This window comes from Nocardia sp. NPDC058658 (assembly GCF_042716665.1).
Classification (GTDB): Bacteria; Actinomycetota; Actinomycetes; order Mycobacteriales; family Mycobacteriaceae; genus Nocardia.
This window is the reverse complement of sequence record NZ_JBHXRR010000004.1, coordinates 312,223-331,962: the sequence shown is the minus strand read 5'-3', so window position 1 is coordinate 331,962 and position 19,740 is coordinate 312,223. Positions and strand designations below refer to the sequence as shown.

The 19,740-nt window shown below is 67.1% G+C and carries 19 protein-coding genes; 9 read left to right on the top strand and 10 right to left on the bottom strand.

Translation table 11 applies throughout. The annotated features are described in order from the left end of the window. Positions 1–153: 153 nt before the first annotated feature. Positions 154–894 (top strand): suppressor of fused domain protein, encoded by a 741-nt coding sequence (locus tag ACFWUP_RS10540; RefSeq protein WP_379232864.1) that lies wholly within the window; start codon positions 154–156, stop codon positions 892–894. A gap of 110 nt (positions 895–1,004) precedes the next feature. On the opposite strand, the gene ACFWUP_RS10535 is transcribed toward ACFWUP_RS10540, so the two are convergent. The 4 genes from ACFWUP_RS10535 to ACFWUP_RS10520 all read right to left on the bottom strand — a co-directional run bounded on the left by ACFWUP_RS10535 (position 1,005) and on the right by ACFWUP_RS10520 (position 4,509). Further along, the gene (locus tag ACFWUP_RS10535; RefSeq protein WP_379232863.1) at positions 1,005–1,361 is read right to left on the bottom strand and encodes a hypothetical protein; all 357 of its coding nucleotides are present in this window, start codon (positions 1,359–1,361) and stop codon (positions 1,005–1,007) included. Continuing rightward, the gene (locus ACFWUP_RS10530; protein WP_379232861.1) at positions 1,354–1,821 is read right to left on the bottom strand and encodes a hypothetical protein; all 468 of its coding nucleotides are present in this window, start codon (positions 1,819–1,821) and stop codon (positions 1,354–1,356) included. Before ACFWUP_RS10530 ends, ACFWUP_RS10535 begins: the two co-directional genes overlap by 8 nt. 123 nt (positions 1,822–1,944) lie before the next feature. After that, positions 1,945–3,570, bottom strand: a complete 1,626-nt coding sequence (gene groL, locus ACFWUP_RS10525) for a chaperonin GroEL (protein WP_379232859.1) — start codon at positions 3,568–3,570, stop codon at positions 1,945–1,947. Positions 3,571–3,777: 207 nt separating this feature from the next. Beyond that, entirely contained in the window at positions 3,778–4,509 is a 732-nt protein-coding gene (locus tag ACFWUP_RS10520; protein ID WP_379232857.1) for a Clp protease N-terminal domain-containing protein, read from the bottom strand. A 72-nt stretch (positions 4,510–4,581) separates the two neighbouring features. Between ACFWUP_RS10520 and ACFWUP_RS10515 the strand changes: the two genes are divergently transcribed. Continuing rightward, on the top strand, positions 4,582–5,841 hold the full coding sequence (locus ACFWUP_RS10515) for a hypothetical protein (protein ID WP_379232855.1): 1,260 nt from the start codon (positions 4,582–4,584) through the stop codon (positions 5,839–5,841). Between the two features lie 143 nt (positions 5,842–5,984). Here the strand turns inward: ACFWUP_RS10515 and ACFWUP_RS10510 are convergent, their stop codons facing one another. From ACFWUP_RS10510 to ACFWUP_RS10490, 5 genes are all read right to left on the bottom strand, one after another. Then, a complete protein-coding gene (locus ACFWUP_RS10510) occupies positions 5,985–7,067 on the bottom strand; it encodes an NAD(P)/FAD-dependent oxidoreductase (protein WP_379232854.1) in 1,083 nt (360 codons plus the stop codon). A 152-nt stretch (positions 7,068–7,219) separates the two neighbouring features. Continuing rightward, on the bottom strand, positions 7,220–8,029 hold the full coding sequence (locus ACFWUP_RS10505; RefSeq protein WP_379232852.1) for a sigma factor-like helix-turn-helix DNA-binding protein: 810 nt from the start codon (positions 8,027–8,029) through the stop codon (positions 7,220–7,222). A gap of 201 nt (positions 8,030–8,230) precedes the next feature. Further along, a complete protein-coding gene (locus tag ACFWUP_RS10500) occupies positions 8,231–9,112 on the bottom strand; it encodes a CDP-alcohol phosphatidyltransferase family protein (RefSeq protein ID WP_379232850.1) in 882 nt (293 codons plus the stop codon). Next, complete coding sequence (locus tag ACFWUP_RS10495) at positions 9,109–9,822, bottom strand: phosphatidylserine decarboxylase (protein WP_379232848.1); 714 nt, start codon at positions 9,820–9,822, stop codon at positions 9,109–9,111. Before ACFWUP_RS10495 ends, ACFWUP_RS10500 begins: the two co-directional genes overlap by 4 nt. 70 nt (positions 9,823–9,892) lie before the next feature. Beyond that, positions 9,893–10,165: a GlsB/YeaQ/YmgE family stress response membrane protein gene (locus ACFWUP_RS10490; protein ID WP_379232847.1), complete on the bottom strand. Its 273-nt coding sequence runs from the start codon at positions 10,163–10,165 to the stop codon at positions 9,893–9,895. A 263-nt stretch (positions 10,166–10,428) separates the two neighbouring features. Here ACFWUP_RS10490 and ACFWUP_RS10485 point away from each other — a divergent pair, with 263 nt between their 5' ends. The 5 genes from ACFWUP_RS10485 (at position 10,429) to ACFWUP_RS10465 (ending at position 15,630) form a co-directional block, all read left to right on the top strand. After that, positions 10,429–11,457, top strand: coding sequence for a beta-ketoacyl-ACP synthase III (locus ACFWUP_RS10485; RefSeq protein WP_379232845.1), 1,029 nt, complete (start codon positions 10,429–10,431; stop codon positions 11,455–11,457). Between the two features lie 192 nt (positions 11,458–11,649). Then, positions 11,650–11,841, top strand: a complete 192-nt coding sequence (locus ACFWUP_RS10480) for a hypothetical protein (protein ID WP_379232844.1) — start codon at positions 11,650–11,652, stop codon at positions 11,839–11,841. 238 nt (positions 11,842–12,079) lie between these two features. Further along, positions 12,080–13,750, top strand: a complete 1,671-nt coding sequence (locus tag ACFWUP_RS10475) for an FAD-dependent oxidoreductase (RefSeq protein ID WP_379232842.1) — start codon at positions 12,080–12,082, stop codon at positions 13,748–13,750. An 82-nt stretch (positions 13,751–13,832) separates the two neighbouring features. Next, on the top strand, positions 13,833–15,290 hold the full coding sequence (locus ACFWUP_RS10470; protein ID WP_379232840.1) for an ATP-binding protein: 1,458 nt from the start codon (positions 13,833–13,835) through the stop codon (positions 15,288–15,290). Then, on the top strand, positions 15,283–15,630 hold the full coding sequence (locus ACFWUP_RS10465; protein WP_379232839.1) for a UBP-type zinc finger domain-containing protein: 348 nt from the start codon (positions 15,283–15,285) through the stop codon (positions 15,628–15,630). The genes ACFWUP_RS10470 and ACFWUP_RS10465 overlap by 8 nt, the downstream gene beginning before the upstream one ends. Here ACFWUP_RS10465 and ACFWUP_RS10460 read toward each other — a convergent pair whose 3' ends face one another. Further along, positions 15,631–16,098, bottom strand: coding sequence for a hypothetical protein (locus tag ACFWUP_RS10460; RefSeq protein ID WP_379232837.1), 468 nt, complete (start codon positions 16,096–16,098; stop codon positions 15,631–15,633). A gap of 77 nt (positions 16,099–16,175) precedes the next feature. Between ACFWUP_RS10460 and ACFWUP_RS10455 the strand changes: the two genes are divergently transcribed. Both ACFWUP_RS10455 and ACFWUP_RS10450 read left to right on the top strand, forming a co-directional pair. Next, positions 16,176–18,377 carry an AAA family ATPase gene (locus ACFWUP_RS10455; protein ID WP_379232835.1) on the top strand — a complete coding sequence of 734 codons (2,202 nt, stop codon included), beginning with the start codon at positions 16,176–16,178 and terminating at the stop codon, positions 18,375–18,377. 64 nt (positions 18,378–18,441) lie between these two features. Further along, on the top strand, positions 18,442–19,716 hold the full coding sequence (locus ACFWUP_RS10450; protein WP_379232833.1) for a hypothetical protein: 1,275 nt from the start codon (positions 18,442–18,444) through the stop codon (positions 19,714–19,716). The last annotated feature ends 24 nt before the right edge of the window (positions 19,717–19,740 follow it).

The window sequence follows — 19,740 nt, the reverse complement described above, 5'->3', positions numbered from 1 at the left end:
GCGGGCAACGACACCCACACGCCCTGCGCACCCTGGGTCGGTCTTGGCTGCGGATCATCTGGGCGTGCTGGCGCACTGAAACCGCTTACAACCCTACCCGGCACGAGCCCGAAAAACAGCTGATTGCAGCGTAGGGGTTGACTCAGGAAACTCATGCGGCGACCCGAAGAACACGAAGCCCCGGTATGGCCGATCGGCTTTCTGCAGAATTTGGCGCGCTACGTCTACTCCTCGGGAAACTGGTTCGAACCCGGTGATCATGTCGATGCCAACGGCCCGATCTACTTCGACCGCCAGGATTCGCTCATCCGCGCGTTCGCTTTCGCCGTTGATCCCGAACTCGGTGTGGTCGACTCGCCGAACGGCCGGTTCCAGTTCCTCCAGGTAGTCGGCCTGACTCTGGACGAGTACGACGCGGCGCGAAGTTGGCGCACGCAAGGCCTGCTGGAGGCGGTCACACCGCATATGCCGCTGTACATCACCGACCTCGACCGAACCAGCCTGCTCGCACACGACGATGTCGATGAGGCCATCCGTACGGGCATCGAACGCGAGGGCTCCGGTCTCGGCATGCTCTGCGTCGAGACGGTGTCATGGGAGTCTCGCAACGATTCCCTACACCTACGGTTCAGTGCCAGCGCCTGCCCTGCGATCGCCGACGCCCTCGTCAACCGTCTCCCCCACCGGAAGTCACTGACGATCGCCGGCAGTGGCCGATCGATCACCTTCTCCCCCGACGACTCCGCGGGTGTAAGCCTCGATGAAGGCGTTCTCACGCTCGACATCCACCCCACCGAGCTGAGCGTGCTGGTCTCAGCACTCCACAACAACACCAGCCCCGCCCCGCTCCCCGTCCGCCCTCACCTCGTCATCGCCTTCGACCACGAGACCTGAGCTGCGAGCCGACGACGAGGCACCCTCGTCCGAATCTGGCAGATCTCCAAGCGGACCGGCCTTCGGATGGAGCTGGGCGCCTGAATGGCTGGACTCAGAAACTGCTCGCCCTACTTGCGACGGTCGGTCTGCTTCGGATGGCCGGTTCCGACGTGGGTGATCCACAGCGTGCGAGTCTCGTCATCGATGGCGTACCAGATCCGGCCGCCGCCTGTCACCTCGAATTGCCACTGCTCGAATACGGATCCGTCGACCTTGACTCGACTCAGGTCGTACTTCAGAGGATGCTGCCGGGAAGGATCGTCCCGGCAGCGCGGGTCTGCCGTGATAGCCAGCCATGCGCGGTCGGTATTGGTCTGCGCCTGATTCACCAGTTGTGCCCATCCCTTGGCAGCCCGCAGGTCGACAGCTCGGACGACCCAGCCGGTGGGGCGCCGGATCTCGTCACCACGCCGGAGTTCAGGCATCCCCACCGCCGGGGCGCGGCACGGCCGTCGAGTCCTCGGTGTCGAACGGACCGCGTAGTCGACGGGCCAGCTCCGGATCGGAGTAGATCTCGGCGGTCGATTGCCATTCCCGTAATGCCCGCGAAAAAGGCAGTAGGAGACCGGTTTCGGCGCCCGCGAGGAGGTGGTCGAGAAGCTCGCTGATGCATTCGGGACGAGCTTCGGCCGGCAGCCACGTCAGCCACGGAAGCTCCTCGGCGAAGACTTCTTCGGCGAGCGGCCGGTTCGCCTTCGCGATGATCGCGAGCGAGCGGGCGGCCAGCCCGAGACCCTTCACCATTGCCTCGAACCGCTCCGAGCGCATCAACACGAGGTTCTCGGCATCCCGGCGTTCGAGGATGACATCGGCGTCGGCGAGAGCAGGGAAAACGCTGGTCTGCTTGTTGATCAGCGTCGAAAACGGGAAGGTGCGAGTAGCCATGCCACCAGCCTACGCTAGTTCGAAACTAGTTCAGTGAACAGCTGGTTTTCGCTCCCGAAACGCCCGAAGGCCGGTCCGAGTGGACCGGCCTTCGGGTGGAACTGGTTGCCTAGGTGGCTGGACTCAGAAGTCCATGCCGCCCATGCCGCCGGTGGGGTCGCCCGCGGGGGCGGACTTCTCCGGCTTGTCGGCGACGACTGCCTCGGTGGTGAGGAACAGGGCCGCGATGGAGGCCGCGTTCTGCAGGGCAGAACGGGTGACCTTGACCGGGTCGGCAACGCCGGCGGCCAGCAGGTTCTCGTAGACACCGGTGTCGGCGTTCAGGCCTTCGCCCTCGGGGAGGTTGGAGACCTTCTCGGCCACGACGCCGGGCTCGAGGCCCGCGTTGAAGGCGATCTGCTTGAGCGGAGCCGACAGCGCGACGCGCACGATGTTGACACCGGTCGCCTCGTCAGCGGTCAGGCCGCTGAAGCCGTCGAGCGCGGGGGCGGCCTGCAGCAGCGCGACGCCACCACCGGCAACGATGCCCTCTTCGACGGCGGCCTTGGCGTTGCGCACGGCATCTTCGATGCGGTGCTTGCGCTCCTTGAGCTCGACCTCGGTAGCGGCACCGGCCTTGATCACCGCGACGCCGCCGGCCAGCTTGGCCAGACGTTCCTGCAGCTTCTCACGGTCGTAGTCCGAATCCGAGGACTCGATCTCGGCGCGGATCTGCGCCACGCGGCCCTTGATGGCCTCCGCGTCGCCCGCACCCTCGACGATGGTGGTCTCGTCCTTGGTGATGACGACCTTGCGCGCGGTGCCGAGCAGCTCGAGACCAGCGGTCTCCAGCGACAGGCCGACCTCTTCGCTGATGACCTCGCCACCGGTGAGGATGGCGATATCGGCCAGCTGGGCCTTACGACGGTCACCGAAGCCCGGCGCCTTGACGGCGACAGACTTGAAGGTGCCACGGATCTTGTTCACGACCAGGGTCGACAGGGCTTCACCCTCGACGTCCTCGGCGATGATCAGCAGCGGCTTACCCGCCTGGATGACCTTCTCCAGCAGCGGCAGCAGGTCCTTCACGGTCGAGATCTTCGACGCGACCAGCAGGATGTACGGATCCTCGAGGACCGCTTCCTGACGCTCGGGATCGGTCACGAAGTAACCGGAGATGTAGCCCTTGTCGAAGCGCATACCCTCGGTCAGCTCCAGCTGGAGCCCGAAGGTGTTGCTCTCCTCGACGGTGATGACACCTTCCTTGCCGACCTTGTCCATCGCCTCGGCGATGAGCTGGCCGATGGCCGGGTCGCCCGCGGAGATACCAGCGGTAGCAGCGATCTGCTCCTTGGTGTCGATCTCCTTGGCGGTGTCGAGCAGACGAGCGGTGACCGCCTCGACGGCCTTCTCGATGCCGCGCTTCAGACCCAGCGGGTTCGCGCCGGCCGCGACGTTGCGCAGACCTTCACGTACGAGCGCCTGGGCCAGCACGGTGGCGGTGGTCGTACCGTCGCCGGCGACGTCATCCGTCTTCTTGGCGACTTCCTTGACCAGCTCGGCGCCGATCTTCTCGTACGGGTCCTCGAGGTCGATCTCCTTGGCGATGGAAACACCATCGTTGGTGATCGTGGGGGCGCCCCACTTCTTCTCGAGCACGACGTTGCGACCCTTCGGGCCCAGCGTCACCTTGACAGCGTCGGCGAGGGCGTTCAGACCCCGCTCGAGACCGCGACGGGCCTCTTCGTCGTACGCAATTGTCTTGGCCATTGCGTTGAGATCCTCCACATGTCTATGGCTGACACACGAGACGACCACAGGTTGGATCGCCCCAAAGTACGCTGGCCAGGAGGTGCCCGCGACGGACGACCGAGGGTGTCGATGGAACCCGATCTCACCGTCCCGACCTGGCACTCAACAGTGACGAGTGCCAGGTCATTTTTAGCACTCAGGTGGTGAGAGTGCAAGGTTGACGCCTCAGTCCTGCGCCTGCGCCGAAGCCAGGAACTGATTCAGCAGTTCGACGAGCTCGGCCTCGACGACGGCCTTGTCAAGGCCCAGACCGCTGAGTACGCCCGTGCCGTTCTCCTGCTCGAGCAGCGCGAGCAGGATGTGTTCGGTGCCGATGTAGTTGTGGCCGAGGCGAAGCGCCTCGCGAAAGGTGAGCTCGAGGACCTTCTTCGTGTCGCCGTCGAACGGGATGAGGGCGGGCACGTCACCGTCGGCGGCGGGCAGCGAGGCAGTAGCGACATCGCGCACCGCGTCCAGCGTGACACCTCTGGCGACGATTTCCTTGGCGGCCAGACCGTCCGACTGACCGATCAGACCGAGAATCAGATGCCCGAGCGCGATCTGACCGTTGCCCGAGGAGCGGGCCGCCTCCTGGGAGCCGACGACCACCTGCCGGGCCCGTTCGGTGAACTTGGCGAAGCCGGCCTGCGGGTCCATCGCGGCGGTGTCGCTTGGCCCCTTGGGCACAAATCGCTTCTGTACGGCCTGCTTGCTGACGCCCATGCTGGCGCCGATATCGGTCCAGGAGGCGCCGGAGCGGCGGGCCTGGTCGACGAAGTGGCCGATGAGGTGGTCTGCGGTCTCGCCGAGGTGATTGGCGGCGACCACGGCATCGGAGAGCTGGTCGAGGACGTTGTCGGGGCGGGCCTTTTTGATGCCGTCGATGAGGTCGTCGAGGCGGAAGTTCGGAGTGCTCATGCGTCAACTGTAGGTTGACGATGCGGTGGCGTCAACGGTTGGTTGACGGTTAATTCCTGGCAGAGTGTCGCCATGGGGAGAATTCGGCGCTGGGCGCCGCGAGTGGTGGGGATCGTCGTGACGTTGGCGTGCCTTGTCGGCGCCGGGCGACTGCTGTGGCCGCAGCCGGGCCTGGACGAGCAGCCCGGGTCGACAGAACGACAGCTGGCTTTCGTACGCGATTCACTCGACGAGGGCTCCGATACCGCTGCGCAGGAACTGTTTCCGGAGGGGTACATCTTCTCGAACGTGCTCTACGGCCTGGCATGGGTACAGGCCGCGCACACCGATTCAGCTTTACGCGACAAGGCGGTGCGTGAATCACGGTGGGCACTGACACGATTGGAGTCCGACGAGGGGCGGGCGATATTCAGCCCACGTCTGCAGCCTGCGTACGGGGTGTTCTGGGCGGGCTGGACGAACTGGTTGCGCGGGGCGATCTTGTCCCTTGGTAGATCTGAACCCGAAGAAGTACAACGTTTTTCCACGCACAGCTCCGAAATCGCGCAGGCATTCACCGCAGCCGAAACGCCGTTTCTCCAGGCCTACCAGGGCCAAGCCTGGCCAGTGGACTCCACGGTCGCCATGGCATCGCTGCGCCTGCACGACAAGCTGTTCGGTGCGAAGTACACGCCGGTGATCGATCGCTGGCTCGAACAGGCGAAGACACGGCTCGACCCTGCCACCGGGCTACTGCCCCATCAGGTTTCACCAGCGGACGGATCGATGACGACCGGCGCACGGGCAACCTCGCAAACGGCGATCCACCGATTCCTGCCCGAGATCGATCCAGCCTTCGCCAAGAGCCAATACGCGCTCTATCGCGAACAATTCGTCGCTTACCCAGGCGGTTTCGGGCCCGCGCTTCGTGAGTATCCGAAGGGGGTCGACGGTGGCGGCGATGTCGACTCGGGACCGCTGATCGCCGGCATCAGCCTGTCCGCCACGGTCGTCGCCCAAGGTGCGGCCCGCGTGAACGGCGACCGCGATCTGGCGGCCGCGATCGGTTCCGAAGGCGAGTTGCTCGGACTTCCACTCGGCCTGCCCGGCTCCAAGCGGTACGCCTTCGGGCTGATGCCGATCGGGGACGCGTTCGTGGTGTGGTCGTCGACGGCCCGCCTGCTGACCGAGCCGACGACGGCGGTAGGACGGGATCTGCGCTGGTGGTGGAGACTTCCGTGGCTGAGTCTGCTCATCGCGATCGCGATCGCGCCCTGGATTCGGACTCTGATTCGCCACGCACGACACCGCACACCAGCCCCTGACCGTGCTGAACGCACACTCGCCGCCTAGCCGGTCGGACATCTCCGTGAATGGTGCGCGGCATTCGTGCCTCGCAGCGGCACCGACCCGGCGTAATCACACACTCCGCCGCCCTACAGTCAGAATTCTGACTCGAACACCGCGAAGTGTGTGATTACGCCAGTCCGAGCGAACTATCGCAACCCCACCGTGAGCGCAGTCCCGCGCACGATCAGTTCCTTGATCACCGCGCCGAGCCGCCCGGTCACAACCGTGTTCGTGGGGGTGTCGTCGGCCTTGACGACCTGGAACACCGCGTCACGGCGGCCGAGGCTGATGCACTGGGCGACGTAGCGGCCGTTCATCGGCTCGGGTTCGCGGCCCTTCGCTCGTGCCGTGATCGCGCCGACGACGTATTGCCCGGCGGGAATGGCTGTCGCACAAGCCATTCGCAGCGGACGCCCGTCCACACCGGCCATCAGTGCGGCGTCGCCGATGGCGTAGATGTCGGGGTGCGAAACCGAGCGCAGCGTCTCGTCGGTGCGGATGCGGCCGTCGGCGGCGACCTCGAGACCGGCACGGGCAGCCAGGTCGGAGACGGTGAAACCGGTGGTCCACACAGTCGTTGCGGCGGGGACCAGGGTGCCGTCGGCGAGTCGGACCGCATCGGCGAGCACCTCGACAACCTTGACACCGGTTCGGATTTCGACGCCGAGCCGGGTGAGCGCGGAACGGATCAGCTGGTGCGCGCGCGGTGAGAGCCAGGCGCCGGGGTCCTCGGAGCCGAGCAGGCTGATTTGCGAATCCGGGTGCGACTCAGCGAGTTCGGTGGCCAGTTCGATGCCGGTGGGGCCCGATCCCACGATCACGATCTGACCCGACAGCTCGGTCACGTCTTCGGCGGTCGCGACGAACTTCGCGTGCTCGGCGGCGCCGGGCACCGCATTGCGGTCGGCCTGGCTGCCGAGGGCGTAGACCAGGGTGTCGTAGTGCAGCGTCCACTCGCCGTCGATGGCGACGACCTTGCGCTCCGGGTCCAGGTCGGTGGCCCGCGCCTGGATGAAGTCGATGCCCTTGCGCTCCAACGACTTCTGCAAGTCAAGGCGTTTGACCGACTGGCCGGCGGCGGCCTGGTGCAGACGCACCCGCTGCACGAATTCGGCGCGGCCGTCCACGACGGTGATCTGGGTGTCGCGAGTCTTCTTCGCGAGGGCGCGGGCCGCGGTGAGTCCCGCGTACCCGGCGCCGAGGACGACGATCCGATGCTGACCGGTCATGGTGTGGCTCCTTCTCTCGCAATGCCTACACACACCAGACCGAGCAGCCCTCGAGTTCCTGACAGGTCTACGCAGTGACCTGCATCACACTGTTTCGCGCCCGCGTAGCGCCAACTCGGCCGGTACTCGACCGTGCGAACTGTCGCGATTCATCACACCGTGACGGCCGTCAGCTTGACCGGATTCACGACGGTGCGGACAGCCTCGATCACACCCGCTTCGTTGAAGTCGAAGACGAGCACACCGGCGGGCACCTCGTCCTGGATCAAGATCAACCCGACGTCGCCGTTGATCTCGGCGAATTCGAACCGCGACGTGGGACCGAGGAAACGCCGCAGGTTGGACAGGTACCGGGCGACCACATCGCCACCGACCACCGGAATCTTGGCCGCGACAACCTTGCCACCACCATCGGCGACCGACACCACATCGTCGGCGAGCAGTTCGCGCAGACCGTCCACATCGCCGGTCGAGGCCGCCTGCAGGAACTTCTCGATCATCGTGCGCGCGTGCTCGGCCGACACCACGAAACGCTGCTTGCCGGTCCGCACTCGCTGACCGGCCCGATGGAAGATCTGCTGGCAGTTGGCCACGGTGAGGTCGAGCATCTCCGCGATCTCGCTGTGCGAGTAACCGAAGGCCTCGCGCAGCACGAACACCGCGCGCTCGATCGGGCTCAGCCGTTCCATCGCGGTGAGCACGGCCAGCGACACCGACTCGCGTTCCTCGACGGTCCCCAGCGGACCGAGCGCGCCACCACCGGTCGGCACCGGTTCCGGTAGCCATTGCCCGACATAGGTCTCACGCCTGGCCCGAGCCGAAACGAGTTGAGTGCGACACAGATTCACGGTGACGGTGGTCAGCCACGCTTCAGGATTGGCGATCTCCCCACGATCGGCCAGCGCCCATCGCAGATAGACCTCCTGCACGGCATCCTCGGCCTCACTCGCCGCCCCGAACATGCGATAGGCGAGTGAGAACAGCCGAGGCCGATGCTCGAGGAACTCTGTGATATCGGCGGCTGGCGCCGCGGGGTTTTCGGCCCCGTGTGCCTCGAATCCGAGGGGCGATACTGCGCCTTCGGCGTTCCGTCTCGCCCCTCGGATCCGAGGCGGCCGAAAACCCTCGTGGTCGGGTGAGGGCGTTGATCGCTCCATCGCTGATCAGTCGTCGTTGCGCGGACGACGTAACCGCAACCGCGCGGACCCGCGAATAGCAGGCCGACGGATCGCGGGCATCTTCCGCTGTGCACGCCGCTGCGCACGCCGCTCAGCGGGCTTGTGCTGCCAGGTTTCCGGCCGCGCCGCCACCCAGCGAGCCGACCGCCACGCGAACGGAATGTGCGCCAGGTACAGCGCGACCAGGATCAGCAGCAGCACGATCGGATACGTCACGAGCAGCGCGGCGGCGAGCGCGGTCAGCACCAGCAGACCCGCCGCCGCCTGTGGCGCGACCGATACCGACTTCATCGCCAGCGTCGGAATCGTGCTCACACACAGCAGTGCCGCGAAGATGGTCCAGGCGGCTACGAAGGCGAAACCGTCCCACCAGCCGTCGCCGAACTGCACCTTCAACGCGATCGGCACCAGCGCGATCAACGCACCCGCGGGCGCGGGCACCCCGACGAAGTATTCGCGCGCCCAGTTCGGCCGGGAATCGTCGTCGAGCAGGGTGTTGAAACGGGCCAGGCGCAGCACGAGACTCACCGCGAACAGCAGCGCCACGATCCAGCCCGCGCTGTAACCGTCGAGCAGGGTCACGTAGATGACCAGCGCGGGCGCGACGCCGAAGGAGATGGCGTCGGACAGCGAATCGAGTTCGGCACCCATCTTCGACGTCGCGTCGAGCATGCGGGCCAGGCGCCCGTCGAGGGTGTCGAGCACGGCGGCCGCGCCGACCATCGCCAGTGAGATGCCGAGTTCGCCGTCGAGCCCGAACTTCACCGCCGACAGACCGGCGCACAGCGCGAGGATCGTGACGACGCTCGGCAGCAATCGCACCGAGCGGGGCCGCTTACGCGGAGCCGAGCGCGCCTGTTCGATCATCCCAGCACAGCCAGGACGGTTTCGGCCCCGATCGTGCGCTGCCCGGGGGCGACCAGCAGTTCGGTGCCGACCGGGAAGTACGTGTCGACGCGCGACCCGAAACGGATCAGACCGTAGGTGTCACCGATGGTGAGCACATCGCCGACGCGGGCATCGCAGACGATGCGCCGGGCCAGCAGTCCGGCGATCTGCACCACCACGACCTGCTTGCCGGTGGCGGTGTCGATCACCATGCTGTTGCGCTCGTTGGCGTCGGAGGCCTCCGGCAGATCGGCCGAGAGGAACTTGCCCGGCTGATGCAGCACCTCGCGCACGGTGCCCGACACCGGAACGCGCTGCACGTGCACATCGAGCACCGAAAGGAAGATGCTCACGCGCGGCAGCGGCTGATCGCCGAGTCCGAGTTCGACGGGCGGCACGGCGGTGTCGACCAGCGCCACCTCACCGTCGGCGGGCGCGACCACGATGCCGGGGCGGTTCGGTGGGACGCGGTGCGGGTGCCGGAAGAAGGCGGCGCATGCGGCGGCGGCGGTCAGACCGGCGCGACGGATCCACTTGTTGCGGCCGCCGACGACAGCCACCGCCAACGGCACTGCGACGAACGGCAATCCGGCGGGATGGAGTGGGGGTACAGCGGCCCGCACCAAGTCGACGACATGTCCGACGCCGGTGGTATCGGGCGTGCCGGGCGGGGTGGGGCGGCGTGCCACGGGCTCCCTCTTTCGTGTGATGACTACAAGCGATCACACCTTACGGGAAGCCCGCGGCAAGCACCTGTGGTCAGTGGACCGATTTACGCCCGGTGACCAGCTTCACCAGGTACAACAGCACGCAGGCTCCGGCCAGGCAGGTGAAGAAGCTGAAGATCCAACCTGCACCCGCTACATCGCGGTTGAACAGGGTCAGCACGAAGCCTCCGAGGAGACCGCCGACTACCCCCACGACGATATTCAGCAGGATGCCCTGCTGCGCGTCGGTCTTCATGAACTTGCTCGCTATCCATCCAGCGAGACCGCCGATGATGATCCAACCAATGATCCCGAGTTCAAGCATGGTGTCCTCGATCCCTCGAAGGGTCGGCGAGCAATCGCCTTGTATCCAAGATATACCCCCATCCGCTTGTGACAATCGACACTCATCGTTCGCCAATCCGCGTTAACATGAGGACGCCTCACGTCTATAACATGAGGAAGCCTCACTTCTGTGCGTTCACATGCTGTCCACACACGAGCCACGGGCGATGAGGGACTGATTTGGATGGTTCGGGTAGACCCAGCGGTGCTGCCGCAGGTTGACAGGTACATAGGAGACGCACAATGGCTGCTCGAATCGCCCAGACGACGGGTGCTGAGCACACCGCGATCCTCGGATTGGGCGTCTACCGCCCCGCCCGGGTGGTCACCAACGACGAGGTCGCAGGGCCGATCAACTCCAGCGACGAGTGGATCTTCACCCGATCCGGCATCAAGTCCCGGCGCTTCGCCTCGGCCGAGGAAACCATCCAATCCATGAGCGTCGCCGCCGCGCGCGACGCGATCGCCGCCGCGGGCGTTGAGGTGGATCAGATCGACTGCGTCATCGTGGCGACGTCGACGCACCTGCTACTCACCCCGGCCATCGGCCCGCGCATCGCCACCGAGCTCGGCATGACCGGCTCGGCCGCCTTCGACGTCTCGGCGGGCTGCGCCGGGTTCTGTCACGCGGTGGGGATGGCATCGGACCTGGTCCGCGCGGGTACCTCGAACCACGTGCTGGTGATCGGCGTCGAAAAGCTCACCGATGCCATCGATTTCACCGATCGTTCGACGGCGTTCCTGTTCGCCGACGGCGCCGGCGCGGTGGTTGTCGGCCCGTCGGCCGAGCAGGGCATCGGCCCGACCGTGTGGGGCTCGGACGGCACCCAGCACCACGCCATCCGCCAGTCCAAGGACTGGTCGGAGTTCTTCGCCGAGATCGAGGAGAAGGGCACCGACGCGGTGCGGCCCTACCTCACGATGGAGGGCACCGCGGTGTTCCGCTGGGCGGCGCACTCGCTGGAGAAGGTCTGCCGCGAGGCGATCGACCGCGCGGGCCTGACTACCGAGGACCTCGATGCGATGATCCCGCACCAGGCCAACGGCCGGATCATCGAGATCATGGCCAGGGTGCTCGAGCTACCGGAGAGCTGCGCGCTGGCCAACGATATCGAGGAGTCCGGCAACACCTCGGCAGCTTCGATCCCGCTCGCCATGGAGGCCCTGCTGCGCAAGGGCGAATCGAAGCCGGGCGACACCGCGCTGCTGATCGCCTTCGGCGCCGGGCTGTCCTACGCGGCACAGATTGTCGCGCTTCCTGCCTGGAAATAACTGGATCAGCAAATCTTGCAAAACCCTGGTGGCCTGCGACGAAGCAGGCCACCGAGCGGTTGGCTCGCCGTGTCCACCTTGTCCCAGTTGCACCAACTCGGACATACTGGCAAACTTTTCGCTACCGACGTTCAGCTGATCGACGAAGCTCAGCCTCCAGCGTTCCCGTTCGTCAACCCGAGGTGATCGGCCGTGAAACTGCGCTCACTCCTGCCACGCAGGCACATCAACGAGGTCCCGCTCCTGCCGAGCATCGGACCGGACGACGCCTTCGCGCTCCCCAGCGCGTTCGTGCCACGCGGCACCCGCCTCAAACGCGAGGAACGCCTCGAACGATTGCTGACTCCATCCGAGCTGGATTTGGTGCTGTATCATCAGCTTTGAGACTCGGTAGCGCCTCAGGACTACCCGCACAGGGTTGTATACGGCTGTGTTTTTGGAGCGCTGGCGCGCTCGAGCGGGGCCCTCCGGTGCCCCGATCTTCCCTCCCTCCGGGTACTCCTTCGTCGCACCCTCCGGTCAGTCCAGATCGGGGCGGGCCCCTTTGGTAGAGACTTCCTGGTGATTACCCGACCCAGTGTTGTGGACATGGATCGGTGGGGGCAGACAGGGGATACTCGACATGGTGAGCACTCCCTCGGTAACCAAACCGGCCATTTTGAGCGTTGACGACGATCCAGGGGTTTCCCGGGCGGTCGTGCGCGATCTGCGTCGCAGGTACGGCGCCGACTACCGGATTCTGCGGGCCGACTCGGGGCAGCAGGCACTGGAGGCGCTGCGGGAGTTGAAGCTGCGCGGGCAGCCGGTGGCGGTGTTGATCGCCGATTACCGGATGCCGGGGATGGACGGGATCGAATTCCTCGAGCAGGCGATGGATCTGCACCCGTACGCGCGGCGGGTGCTGCTCACCGCGTACGCCGATACCGATGCGGCGATCAACGCGATCAATGTGATCGATCTCGACCACTATCTGCTCAAGCCGTGGGATCCGCCGGAGGAGAAGCTGTACCCGGTGATCGACGGGTTGCTCGACGTGTGGCGCAGTGCCGAGCAGCGGCCGGTGTACGAGACCAAGGTGGTCGGCGATCGCTGGTCGCCGCGGTCTTCGCAGGTGCGAGAGTTCTTGGCGCGCAATCAATTGCCGTATCGGTGGTACCCGGTCGACGAGCCGGAGGGCACTCGGTTGCTCGAGGCGGCGGGCGCCGATCCCCTGACCTGTCCGGTGGTGATCACCGCCGAGGGCACCGCGCTGATCCAGCCGACCGACAGTGAACTGGCCGAAAACGTCGGGCTCACAGTCGAACCCAGTGGGGATTTCTACGATCTGATCGTGGTCGGTGGTGGGCCCGCCGGCCTCGGCGCGGCGGTCTACGGCGCGTCGGAAGGGCTGCGCACGGTGCTGGTGGAGCGCACGGCCACCGGTGGGCAGGCGGGGCAGAGCTCGCGGATCGAGAACTATCTCGGCTTCCCGGACGGGGTGTCGGGGTCGCAGCTGGCCGATCGTGCGCGCAGGCAGGCGGCGAAGTTCGGCGCGGAGATCATCACCACGCGCGATGTGGTCGCACTCGAGGTCAACGGGTCGGCGCGTACGGTGCGGTTCGCCGATGGCGGAAAGCTGTGCGCGCATACGGTTCTGATCGCGACGGGTGTGGACTACCGACGCCATCCGGCGCCGGGCGTGGACGAATTCACCGGGCGCGGGGTGTATTACGGGTCGGCGATGACCGAGGCGGCCGAGTGCTCCGACCAGGAGGTCTACATCGTCGGTGGGGCCAATTCGGCCGGTCAGGCCGCGGTATTCCTGTCACGCAATGCTCGTCGCGTGCACCTGGTGGTTCGGGGCGATTCGCTGGAGCGGTCGATGTCGTACTACCTCGTTCAGCAGATCAGCGAGATCCCGAACATCGTCGTGCACACCGAGACCGAGGTGGTAGGTGTCGACGGAGATACGCATCTGGAACGAATCATCCTGCGCGACAACAACACCGGCACCGAAGACAAGGTCGACGCGCAACGCCTGTTCCTGTTCATCGGCGCCGCGCCGCAAACCGGCTGGCTCGACGGCGTCGTCACCCGCGATGCCGCCGGATACGTGCTGGCAGGCCCGGACCTGATGGTCGACGGCACCCGACCACCCGGCTGGGAACTGCCGCGCCCACCCCAGCACCTCGAGACCAGCGTCCCCGGCGTGTTCGTCGCAGGCGATGTGCACGCCGAATCCGCCAAGCGGGTCGCCTCGGCGGTCGGTGAGGGTGCGATGGCGGTCATGCTCGTCCACCGGTACCTGGCATGAGAGGTCGGCGGCCGGAGGCGGTAGCGGAGCGTGACCACGCAGGCCGCCCGATCATGCCAATAGAGACTGCACAGGGGGTTCGATGATCTGCGATCCGGAAGAATTGCGCACCCTGTTCCTGTTCGAGAAGCTCGACGATTCCCAGCTCGCCGAGCTGTGCTCGATCGGGCGCATCGAGTACGTCGACCCGGGCCCGGTGTTCCGCGAGGGCGAACCCGCGACCTGCTTCTACGTGATGATCGACGGCGAGGTGCGGCTGACGAAACTGTCCGGCGGCGTGGAGATCGAGACCAACCGCACCGACCATCGCGGGGTGTACGCGGGCGCCTGGGCGGCCTACCTGGGCGACAAGGCGGATCCGAACTACAACGGCTCGATGTACGTGCTGCGCCGCTCCCGCTTCCTGGTGCTGGACGCGGCCGATTTCTCCCGGATCATGCACGAGTGGTTCCCGATGGCCGTGCACCTGCTCGAGGGCGCGTTCTTCGGCGGGCGCAGATCGAGCCAGCGGATCGCCGAACGGGAGCGGCTGCTCGCGCTGGGTTCGCTGTCGGCCGGGCTCACCCACGAGCTCAACAATCCCGCTGCCGCCGCGGTACGCGCCACCTCCGGGCTGCGCGAACGCGTGGCGGGGATGCGGCACAAGCTCAAGATGATGGCCGAGGGCAAGTTCCCGCCCGAGGCCCTGGTGAAGCTGGTCGAAATGCAGGAGCAGGCGGCCGCTCAGGTCGCCAAGGCACCCGACCTGAGCCCGATGGAAGCGGCCGATCGCGAAGACGCCCTTGCGGATTGGTTCGAGGAACGCGGCATCGCCGACGGCTGGAATCTGGCGCCGACCTTCGTCCAAGCCGGTCTGGACACCGACTGGCTGGAGGGCGTCGCCGCGACGCTGCAGGCCTGTGAGACCCCGGTGTTCGAGGGCGCGGTGCGCTGGCTGAACTACACCATCGAGACCGAGTTGCTGATGAACGAGATCTTCGACTCGACCACCCGCATCTCCACTCTCGTCGGTGCGGCCAAACAGTATTCGCAGATGGATCGCGCGCCCTATCAGGTCGTCGACCTGCACGAACTGCTCGATTCCACCCTGGTGATGCTCAACCGCAAACTCGGTGACGGCATCCGCGTGGTGAAGGACTACGACCGCAGCCTGCCGCCGATCCCGTGCTTCGCCGCCGAACTCAATCAGGTGTGGACCAACCTGATCGACAACGCGGTCTACGCCATGAACGGCGAGGGCACCCTGACGATCCGCACCTTCAAGGAAAACGACTGCGCCGCCGTCGAAATCGGCGACACCGGACCCGGCATCCCCGCCGAGGTACGCGGTCGCATCTTCGAACCGTTCTTCACCACGAAACCGGTCGGCGACGGCACGGGTCTCGGCCTCGATATCTCGTTCCGGATCGTGGCGAACAAGCACGACGGCGACATCCGGGTCGAATCAGAACCCGGCAACACGCGGTTCATCGTGCGCCTGCCGTTGCACCCGGCGGCGGAGGATGTGGGCACACCAACTACAGGAGGTCAGGATGGCTGAAGCCGGAATCGATCCCAGCGTGCCGCCGAGCGGCGCCGGTTGCGTCGAGTGCGACGAGAACGGCGGCTGGTGGGTGCACCTGCGCCGCTGTGCCGAATGCGGACACGTCGGCTGCTGCGACAGCTCCCCCGCCAAGCACGCGACGAAGCATTACGAGGCCACCTCGCACCCGTTCATGCAGAGCTACGAACCGGGTGAGGACTGGTTCTACAACTTCGCCAGCGGTGAGATGTACAGCGACGGCCCCGAACTCGCCCCGCCGACCAGCCACCCCGCCGACCAGTCCGTTCCCGGACCGGCCGCACGGGTCCCCGCCAACTGGCAGTCGTTGATCAGCTGATCACGGCTTCATCCCGGCGGCGTCGGCGACCGGCTTGTCGGCGTTGCTCGGCACGAGGCAGACCAGCTTCGCGGTGCTGAGCGCCACGTTGGGGCTGCCTTCGAACGCCCCGCCGGGGTGCTCGGCGAGGATCAGCTCGATCGCCTTCTTCTCGCCGTCGGAGTCGAGGGTCTGGAACTGCGCGCAGGTGATATCGGCGGTCACCACGGCCGAGGCGGGCGTGGCACTCGACGTGGTGGGCTTGGCGGTGGTGGTGGCGGGCGCGCTGGAGCTGGGCGTTCCCTTGCGCAGCCCGCTCGCGTCAGCGGATTCGTCGGACCCGCAGCCGACCAAGGTCAGGGTCAGTGCCCCGGTGGCCAGCACGGCGAGGGAGATTCGGTTCATCTGCTGCTTTCCCCGGTAGATCGCGGCGCCGGCATGTCCGGCGCGTCCGGTGCAGCGTACCGACTGGGGCGAGGAGTTCGTCATGTCCGCCAGAATGGCCGCCTGACCTTGCGGTCGGCCTATCGATTCCTGATCGCGGCGCGACGCGGCAGAATGGGGCGGTGGCTGAACTTTCGCTCACCGCCCGGCTCAACCCCTCCGCCGCCGATGCCCGTCGCGGGGTGGTGCGTCTGCACCCCGAGACGCTCACCGCCCTCGGCCTGCGCGAATGGGACGGCATCGCCCTGATCGGCGCCCGCAGGACCGCGGCGGTGGTGGCGAAGGCGCCCGCGGGCAGTCCGCCGGGGGTGGCCCTGCTCGACGACGTGACGCTGTCGAATGTGGGGCTGCGCGAGAACGCGGCGGTGACCGTGGCACCGGTGACGGTGTTCGGCGCCAGGCAGATCTCGCTGAGCGGCTCGGCGCACGCGATGGCCAGCATTCCGGCGGCCACCCTGCGACAGGCACTACTCGGCAAAGTGGTGACCGTGGGCGACACGGTGTCGCTGCTGCCCCGCGATCTCGGACCCGACATCAGTTCCTCGGCCGCCACGCAGGCCCTTTCGCGCGCGTTCGGCATCGCCTGGACCACCGAATTGCTCACCGTGACCGCGATCGAGCCGATGCCGGGACCGGTGAGTGTGCAACCGAATTCGGCTGTCGGCTGGGGCGCGGGCGCGGCGGCGACCCTGCACGCGGTGGCACGGGATGCACCCTCGGCGAGCAAGCCGGAACCTGTTGCGGTGAAGGTGAGTTCGGGGACGGTTCCGATTCAGGTCGAGGACCTGGCGGGCGTGCAGAGCCAGGCGGGAAAGCTGGCCGAATGGTTGAGCCTCGCCCTCGACGAGCCCGAATTGCTCAAAACACTCGGCGCCCCAGCACATCTGGGTGTGCTCATCACCGGCCCGGCCGGAGTTGGCAAGGCTACGTTCGCGAAAGCTGTTGCCGCGCCTCGACGCATCGTCGAACTCGACGGCCCCAGTGTCGGTGCCACCGAGAGCGGCACTCGGTTGCGTGAGGTCGCCGAGGCCGTCGCCGATATCGCCACCGGACAGGGCGGCGTGCTGCTGATCACCGATATCGACGCACTGCTGCCCGCCGAGGCCGAGCCGGTCGCCACCCTCATCCTCGACCAGTTGCGCGCGGCGGTCCGCGAGCCGTGCGTCGCCCTGCTGGCCACCACCGCCCATCCGACACAGGTGGATTCGCGCCTGCGCGCACCGGACCTGTGCGACCGCGAACTGGCCCTGCCCCTGCCGACGGCGGCGATTCGGCGCGCCCTGCTGGAACAGTTGCTGCGCAAAGTACCCGCCGGAAAACTCGACCTCGACATGATCGCCTCCCGTACACCGGGTTTCGTCGTCGCCGACCTGACCGCCCTGTGCCGAGAAGCCGCCGTGCACGCTGCGGGTCGAGCCAGTCGCGAACACACCGAACCCGAACTCGCCCAGGACGATCTGATCGGCGCCCTCGACGTGATCCGGCCCCTTTCCCGTTCGGGCACAGAGGAATTGGCGATCGGCTCACTCGACCTCGACGACGTCGGCGACATGGTCGAAACCAAACAGGCACTCACCGAAACAGTCCTGTGGCCGCTGCGCCACCCCGACTCGTTCGCCCGCCTCGGCGTCGAACCGCCCCGTGGTGTCCTGCTCTACGGCCCGCCCGGCTGCGGCAAGACCTTCCTCGTGCGAGCACTCGCGGGCACCGGCCAGCTCAGCGTGCACGCGGTGAAAGGCGCTGAGCTGATGGACAAGTGGGTCGGTTCGTCGGAACGCGCGGTCCGCGAGCTGTTCCAGCGGGCCCGCGATTCGGCACCGTCGCTGATCTTCCTCGACGAGGTCGACGCGCTCGCCCCACGACGCGGCCAGAGCAGCGACTCCGGCGTCTCGGATCGGGTGGTCGCCGCGCTGCTCACCGAACTCGACGGCGTCGAACCGTTGCGCGATGTGGTGGTGGTCGGCGCGACCAACCGCCCCGAACTGATCGACCCCGCCCTGTTGCGCCCCGGCCGACTCGACCGCCTCGTCTTCGTCCCGCCGCCGGACGGCCCCGCCCGCCTCGAGATCCTGCGCACGGCAGGCCGTTCGGTTCCGCTGGCGGCCGACGTCGACCTGGCCGCCCTGGCCGAAGACCTCGACGGCTACTCCGCCGCCGACTGCGCCGCCCTGCTCCGCGAAGCCGCGCTCTCGGCGCTGCGGCGCGATATGGCCGCCGCCGACGTCACCGCCGAGGACGTGGCCGCCGCCCGCGCCGCCGTGCGCCCCTCCCTCGATCCCGCCCAGGTCGAATCGCTGCGCCGCTACGCCGACAGCAAGTCATGAACTCGCCTTTCGATCCGGTCACGACATCCCAGGTGGGAGGGGTGGTCGCCGGTATCGTCGGCACGTGCCCAAGATCGGCGATGGTCTGGACGCGGTCACGGCGTTCGCCGGGGCCGCGGCTGCGGGGATGTCACTGTTCCTGCCGTTCACCTTCGGTGACGACTCGGCGATCGACTCGCCGTACCGCGTCACCAGCCTGATCAACAGCGTCCCCCGCGCGGCGGCGCTCGGTCTCATCGTCGCCGTCGTCGTTGCCGTACTGGCGAGGCCGATCACCCGGCCCGGACTCGTCTGGCTCGCCGCGACGGCCGGGGCGCTCGCCTTGGCGATCAACTACGCCGTCGGCGAGGCGATGATCTCCGCCGACGTACTCACCACCCAGAACTACATCGACTCGCTGTTCGGCGGGGTGCTGTTCGGCGCGCTGTGCATCTGCGCGTGGCGGATGCGCTGGTCCGCAGTCGGTTTCGGGCTCGGGATCGTGGTGGTGTTCGTCTACGGCGAAGTGGTCGCGGTGTTCACCTCGAACGCCTCGGCGACGGCGGACAAGGCCGTGCACACCCCGTTCTGGCTGGTCGGCGCCGCGGTGGTGCTGCTCGCGGTGAACACCGTGCGCCACCGGCACGGCATCATGCTGCCCGCGGTGCCGCGGATGGCGGCGGACCTGCCGATCACTCCGATCATCGCCACGACTGTGCTGTCGTTGTCGCTGCTGATCGCCACCGAGTGGCTCGGCCGCGAGTTCGACGGGCGCAAAGGGAACTTCTGGCAGATCGCCATCGCAGTCACCGTCACGCTCGTCGCGGCGTTCGTCGCCGCGCTGCTGCTGCCGGGGCGTGACGGCTCCGGTGTGCTGCTCGCCGTGAGCGTGGCCGCGGCCGCCGATTCGCTCGGCGACTCGTCGAATCTCGGCTGGCATCTGCTGCTCGTGCTCGTCGTCGGCGCGCTCGCCATCCTGGCCGGTCTGCGCTGGGCGGCGCCGTGGGGCGTGCTGCTCGGCGCGGGCGCGGTCTGCGCGTTCGCCGCGTTGGCCGAGTACATTCCGCTGGCACTCGCGTGGCCTGCCGGGGTGATGCTGTTGACCTGGGTGACCGGCTTCGCGGTCGGTTCGACGCGGGTCACCTACCTGCCGAGCGCCATGCTCGGCCTCGGTGCGCTGTTCCTGCCCTCGATCCTGTGGTCGATTCCCACCGGAAAACGGCACTGGCCCACCGGCAGCGACGCCGTCGCCGAGCGGGTTCCCGGCCAGGTCGCGCTGGCCATCACCCTCGGCGCGGCAGCCGGCCTCGCCGTCCTCTACCAACTCCGCCCCGCCCCCGCCCGAGTGCCGCAGCAATAGCCACGACCCCCGCGACATGGCCGA

Excerpts from the sequence above, each read along its gene's own strand:
- ACFWUP_RS10540 (WP_379232864.1), top strand. The coding sequence starts at position 154 with ATGCGGCGACCCGAAGAACACGAAGCCCCGGTATGGCCGATCGGCTTT.
- ACFWUP_RS10535 (WP_379232863.1), bottom strand. The coding sequence starts at position 1,361 with ATGCCTGAACTCCGGCGTGGTGACGAGATCCGGCGCCCCACCGGCTGG.
- ACFWUP_RS10530 (WP_379232861.1), bottom strand. The coding sequence starts at position 1,821 with ATGGCTACTCGCACCTTCCCGTTTTCGACGCTGATCAACAAGCAGACC.
- groL (WP_379232859.1), bottom strand. The coding sequence starts at position 3,570 with ATGGCCAAGACAATTGCGTACGACGAAGAGGCCCGTCGCGGTCTCGAG.
- ACFWUP_RS10520 (WP_379232857.1), bottom strand. The coding sequence starts at position 4,509 with ATGAGCACTCCGAACTTCCGCCTCGACGACCTCATCGACGGCATCAAA.
- ACFWUP_RS10515 (WP_379232855.1), top strand. The coding sequence starts at position 4,582 with ATGGGGAGAATTCGGCGCTGGGCGCCGCGAGTGGTGGGGATCGTCGTG.
- ACFWUP_RS10510 (WP_379232854.1), bottom strand. The coding sequence starts at position 7,067 with ATGACCGGTCAGCATCGGATCGTCGTCCTCGGCGCCGGGTACGCGGGA.
- ACFWUP_RS10505 (WP_379232852.1), bottom strand. The coding sequence starts at position 8,029 with ATGTTCGGGGCGGCGAGTGAGGCCGAGGATGCCGTGCAGGAGGTCTAT.
- ACFWUP_RS10500 (WP_379232850.1), bottom strand. The coding sequence starts at position 9,112 with ATGATCGAACAGGCGCGCTCGGCTCCGCGTAAGCGGCCCCGCTCGGTG.
- ACFWUP_RS10490 (WP_379232847.1), bottom strand. The coding sequence starts at position 10,165 with ATGCTTGAACTCGGGATCATTGGTTGGATCATCATCGGCGGTCTCGCT.
- ACFWUP_RS10485 (WP_379232845.1), top strand. The coding sequence starts at position 10,429 with ATGGCTGCTCGAATCGCCCAGACGACGGGTGCTGAGCACACCGCGATC.
- ACFWUP_RS10475 (WP_379232842.1), top strand. The coding sequence starts at position 12,080 with ATGGTGAGCACTCCCTCGGTAACCAAACCGGCCATTTTGAGCGTTGAC.
- ACFWUP_RS10470 (WP_379232840.1), top strand. The coding sequence starts at position 13,833 with ATGATCTGCGATCCGGAAGAATTGCGCACCCTGTTCCTGTTCGAGAAG.
- ACFWUP_RS10465 (WP_379232839.1), top strand. The coding sequence starts at position 15,283 with ATGGCTGAAGCCGGAATCGATCCCAGCGTGCCGCCGAGCGGCGCCGGT.
- ACFWUP_RS10460 (WP_379232837.1), bottom strand. The coding sequence starts at position 16,098 with ATGACGAACTCCTCGCCCCAGTCGGTACGCTGCACCGGACGCGCCGGA.